Origin of the sequence: Lactobacillus gallinarum (assembly GCF_002160635.1) — a bacterium.
Lineage (GTDB): Bacteria > Bacillota > Bacilli > Lactobacillales > Lactobacillaceae > Lactobacillus > Lactobacillus gallinarum.
The window spans coordinates 1-4,940 of record NZ_NFKZ01000058.1 but is presented as its reverse complement, the minus strand read 5'-3'; the positions used below and the strand labels follow the sequence as shown (position 1 = coordinate 4,940).

Sequence of the window (4,940 nt, the reverse complement as noted above, 5' to 3'; positions counted from 1 at the left end):
AGCTTCAAGGCTATTCTTGGGCAAGTGGAGCTAAAAAAGGACAAAAGTTAACGGAAAACGAAGCTAAAGACCAAGCCTTAAAAGCTATAGCTCAAGGGCTTGCGGATTGTGCCGAAGGGTTTAATAAACGTAATAAAAATCTCTATATGTTCGAATATTATATCCATATGGATGAAATGGGCTCAGCTCATTTTCATAGCGATGTTATGCCCTTTTGCCAGCCCGAAGGAACGACCAAAAAAGGGCGAAAAAAGAAGCCTTCTTGGTCACTTAACACGGCTTTAGCCCAGCAGTATGGGACTAGCAGAAGCAAAAACCAAAATAAAGCCAATTTGAGTGCCTTTAGAGAACAAGAAGATAAAGCATTAATCGAAAGTGTAAATAGAACGCTTGAAAGTAAATTTGGTATTAAAAAAGCGCTTGATTTTGTTCGTCTGACCGATAAAGACAAAGCAATTGAAACGGGCGTAGATCATGATATTTATGTAGCAAAAAAGCAAAAGCTTGATGAGTTGCAAAAACAAGTGAATAGCCTTGAAGCTAAGCATGCCAAGGCTTTAGAGACTCAAAAGCAAGATCAAAAAACGGCTGATAAACAGCAAAAAACAATCGCTGAAAATCAAAGCAGGCTTGATGACATTGCTAACTTTAAGAGTCTTGTAGCTACTTATAAGAGTCAAGCAGAAACCGCCAAAAAAGAAAAAGAAGATGCTGAAAATGCACGAGATCAAGCTTTACAAGCCAAAAAGCAGGCTGAACAACAGGCACAGCAAGCCAATCAAAGGTTAATTTTGCAGCTGAATCAGCGAAAACAGTCACAAGATGCCCGAGAAACTGATTTAAACCGTCGTGAGAAGGGTTATTTTGATTCTAAGGGAAAATATCATGCAGGCATTGAGAGCCGTGAGAAGCAACTAAATAGCCGTGAAACTGATTTGAATGCTAGAGAGTTAGGTGGTAAGGATTCGAAAGGCGTTCAGCATGAAGGTTTAGCAATTCGTAAAAGTAAACTTGATAATCGTGAAGATGCTCTAGATGCCCGTGAGAGTGAATTAAATGATTTTGCTGATGACCTTGCTGAAACTGGCAGTACTTTAGAAAAAGCTGTCCGAGCCTTTACTAATGGCTTTTATCAAGGTATGACGAATGACGTTAGTGCTACAACTGAAACTGAAAACTTGCCTAACTTGCTTGCGATATCCGTTACTCATCCGACTGCAATGGTTTCAGGTTTTAAACGTGGAATAAAAAAGCTATTGAAAGTAGTCAAAGAAAGCAAGTTTTTGAAGACTTTGAATACCGTTACTGAACATTTAAGACTAGAAAATGACTATCAAGAAAATTTGCAACAACAAAAGAATAATAAGGATCGTTATAAGACTGAAAATAAAAAAGCCTCAAAGTCTACTGATTCTAAGGCTCTTAAGTATAAGGATTCTAAAGAAAAAAGTGACGGTTTTGGACCCGAATTTTAACGTTATTAGCCAATAACGTGTCTAAAATGGCTAATAATTGCAATCATTAACGGACAATTTCCCTTGAAAAAGTAGACCTATGTGAGTGTACTCAGTGAGGGCGAAGCCCGAACGGCAAAAAAAGAAACATGCCAAGCCGAAGGCTTGGCTTCTTTTATAATTGCTTTTGGGATTTGATTTTGAACAAAATCGAATTTTAAAAGCAATTCCACGAGCTTTTGAAAATTTTAATTTTCATTAGCCGTAAAATTGTAGATTGTTCGAATTTTTGACTTAAAAATTCAATTTTGAAGAGTATTAGTCGCTATACCCGTTTGAGTTTGAGTTTTGAGTTTATGAAACATTTTTGCTTTTTTAAATTGCTAAAACCATTGCGGTATAACGCGCGCGGGGTCTAGACTCCTCCGTAAGACCCCGCGTTTCACAGTTTTGTGAAACAGTAGCCTGTGGATAACTTTTTAGTCTTATAAAGGCTGATATAAAAGCATTTTTTAGCTAAAAAAAGTGTGTAACACGAAAAACTCAGCCTAATATTTTTGAGTTTTAACTTTACGTACAATAAAAGCACAGCAATTAGAAAATATTCGTAAAATAAAAAATAACCAGTGCCTGAAAACACTGGTTAAAAACGTGCTATAATTGATTTAGCTCAGTTTTGAGCACGAAAAAAAGCCTTGCTAAACCAAAACCACACAAGCAAGCCTTTTGAATTACTTTTTCAATTCATAAGTAATTATAGCACAAAACAATTTAAAATCTACTTATGAGTTGAAAAAAAGTATGAAGTTAAAGGGCTTTCTTAGGGTTTAGCAAGAGTTAAATCGAAAGGAAGTCTTTTTATATGGCTAAAAAATTTCATGGGTTTACTTTTAAGATAAGTATTGACTATATTCTGCGTGGCTTAAATTTGCCACTAACTCAGGATAACAGGATGAAAGTTGTGGGCTACTTACGTAAGCAGTTTACGAGTTTTGTTGGAAACTATTCGGGCATGAGTGGTGCTGACATTTTACACTATGCAGATTTTAAGCATAAATCAAAGCTAACAGAAAAAGGAAAAGTTACTTTTCTAGCCAAAGATAAAAATGGCAATTTGATTCCTGATGACTGGCATATGCATTTTGGATGTTGGGGCGCTAAAACGCTTTACGATGAAGCTAATTGGCGTAAGCGATTGGCTGATTTTGATTTGAATTTATCTGATGCAAACAGAACGCAAAAAGATTTTCGACAATTAAAGAAGTCTAAACTGCCTTCAATGCTTGGTTACTGGATTCACAGGACGCCTCAGTCGATCAAAGATCATAAACATGCATACAGCGAAGATGAAATGCACTTGATTAACTTTTCAAAGAATGATCTTGATGATTACTTAGCCAAAGTTATTGATGAAAAAGACTGCTCGATCAGTGATAACAAGGCTTTAAAGCTTGCTGATGAGTTGACTTTCAAGGTTAGAAGAGGTGCAACAATTGACGCTGTTCAAGCTGAAGCTATTTCAGTTTTTGGCGAACATGAGCCACAATTTTGGCGGTCTTATTCTAAAAAATTAGAAGATGAACGTAATACTTACTTAAAGAAGCTTTTCCAACAGTTAGTATATATGAAAAAGAATTTTAACTTTATTTATGTAGACGGCTCTGGTGGAATTGGTAAAAGCTATTTTGCCGATCAGCTGGGATTTTTCTTTGCTGATAGTGATACGCATGCAGTTCATACGGCTGCAGCTACGGGTAAAGGTAAAACACCTGATATGCTTAGTGGCTATAGTGATGAGCTTGTTACGGTTGCACACGAAATGCGTCCAACACAATTTAATGTAGAAGAATTTTTAAACGATTTTGAACCTAACCGCTATAGCATGGTGTCAGCTCGTAATCAGGATAAAAGGTACTTTGCGCAAGCTTTTATTTTGGCTAAGGCAATGCCCCCACAATACTGGGCTTATAGTCTTTTCTATTCTGATTTGCTAGTAGATCAGTACGCTTCAAGGTATTATCATTATGAGCCAACAATAAAAGTTGACAAGCATAAGCAAACTTTTGCCTTTCCAAAAACATACGCTCAGCTTTTAAGCTTAAGCTTTAAAAGAGGCGACGAGTTAGCAGGCTGGCAACGACTTCATATTTTTAGAGATAATCAAGAATCACTTGAAGAAGCTATTGAATTGGGACATCATCACCACTGGAGTCTTGAAGATGCTAAGGATTTTATAGACCAATGGTGGCAGATCATCCGGCGTATTAAATACACTTTTAAGCTGACTAAAAGTAAAGACAATGAAATTAAAATCGCTGTTTATTGCCTTAATACCAGTACTCGTCCAGCTTGCTTAGCCAATGATGAAGCCAAAATACGAACAGTCGAAGAATTTTTCGATGACTTTACTTTTGAGAATCATTATTTCAAGGTTTGTGAATATGAAATGGCTGAAAATGATTTTTATGACATGAAAAAACTTCACCAAGTTTTGAAACAAGTCATTGAAGATATGAAAGAAAAAACGGGTTTAAAAATTACCAATCATTTACCACGCTTACTAAGCCCTGAAGAATTGGCTGAAAAATTGGGTGAAGTTGAATCTGAAAAAGAAGAAAAAGAACGAGTTTTGAAGTTGGTTGAAAATTAGATGAAGATTAAAAAGAGGCAGATTGCCTCTTTTATTTTTGCCTGAAAGTGTAGTTTTAGCAGGCAAAAATTAAGGGGTAGATTTTGAAAAAATTGCGCTAGCTTTTTTGAAAAATCGAAGGGGAAATTTCCCCTAAAAATTGCTTGCGATTAGCTTGCAATTTTTCTAAAAAGTGAGCGAATTTATTCGCCACTTTTTCCAGTCTGGTGGAACCAGCCCTCGGAGAGCGCCCCAAAAAATTTTATTTTTTGGTAAGGCGCTCTACTAAAAAATAATTTTTTAGCTCAATGTATCTTGTATTTATTATACAATGACACTGAAAGTGAGTGACAAAAATGGATACAATTTTCACAACTGCAAGTGGCAATTTTGACAATAAAAAGTCATTTAAAGGGATCAGAAAACACCTCGAACATGACCCCAATTTAAAACATAAAAACAAGTATTTAAATACAAAAGAAAGTCGGGAGTTAAGGAAGTATAATACTCATAAAGTTTTAATAAACTTTGATGACTGGGCTGAAAAACGCTTTGGCTCTTTTGTAAAAGAGCATGATGAAAACATGAAGGATAAAAAAAGAAAGTTCGGCTCAGTTAAAAGATTTTTGCAGGTTGACGGCAACGGCAAAGCTAGAAAGCTTCAACCACTTCAACTGTACACGCAAAAACTGTCTAATAAAAGAGACTACAGTAAGCTTGTAAATCAGCTTACAGCAAAGCTTCAAGGCTATTCTTGGGCAAGTGGAGCTAAAAAAGGACAAAAGTTAACGGAAAACGAAGCTAAAGACCAAGCCTTAAAAGCTATAGCTCAAGGGCTTGCGGATTGTGCCGAAGGG

Annotated in this window: 2 protein-coding genes and 1 pseudogene; all 3 read left to right on the top strand. The window is 36.2% G+C overall.

The features are described 5' to 3' along the window. Positions 1-1,475: hypothetical protein (locus B5E95_RS10670; RefSeq protein WP_162606892.1), on the top strand; the 1,475-nt coding region annotated here is incomplete at its 5' end. A gap of 841 nt (positions 1,476-2,316) precedes the next feature. Continuing rightward, positions 2,317-4,104 (top strand): P-loop NTPase family protein, encoded by a 1,788-nt coding sequence (locus B5E95_RS10170; RefSeq protein ID WP_087236561.1) that lies wholly within the window; start codon positions 2,317-2,319, stop codon positions 4,102-4,104. Between the two features lie 335 nt (positions 4,105-4,439). After that, a pseudogene (locus B5E95_RS10165) lies at positions 4,440-4,940 on the top strand (hypothetical protein); the annotation flags it as partial.

Excerpts from the sequence above, each read along its gene's own strand:
- B5E95_RS10170 (WP_087236561.1), top strand. The coding sequence starts at position 2,317 with ATGGCTAAAAAATTTCATGGGTTTACTTTTAAGATAAGTATTGACTAT.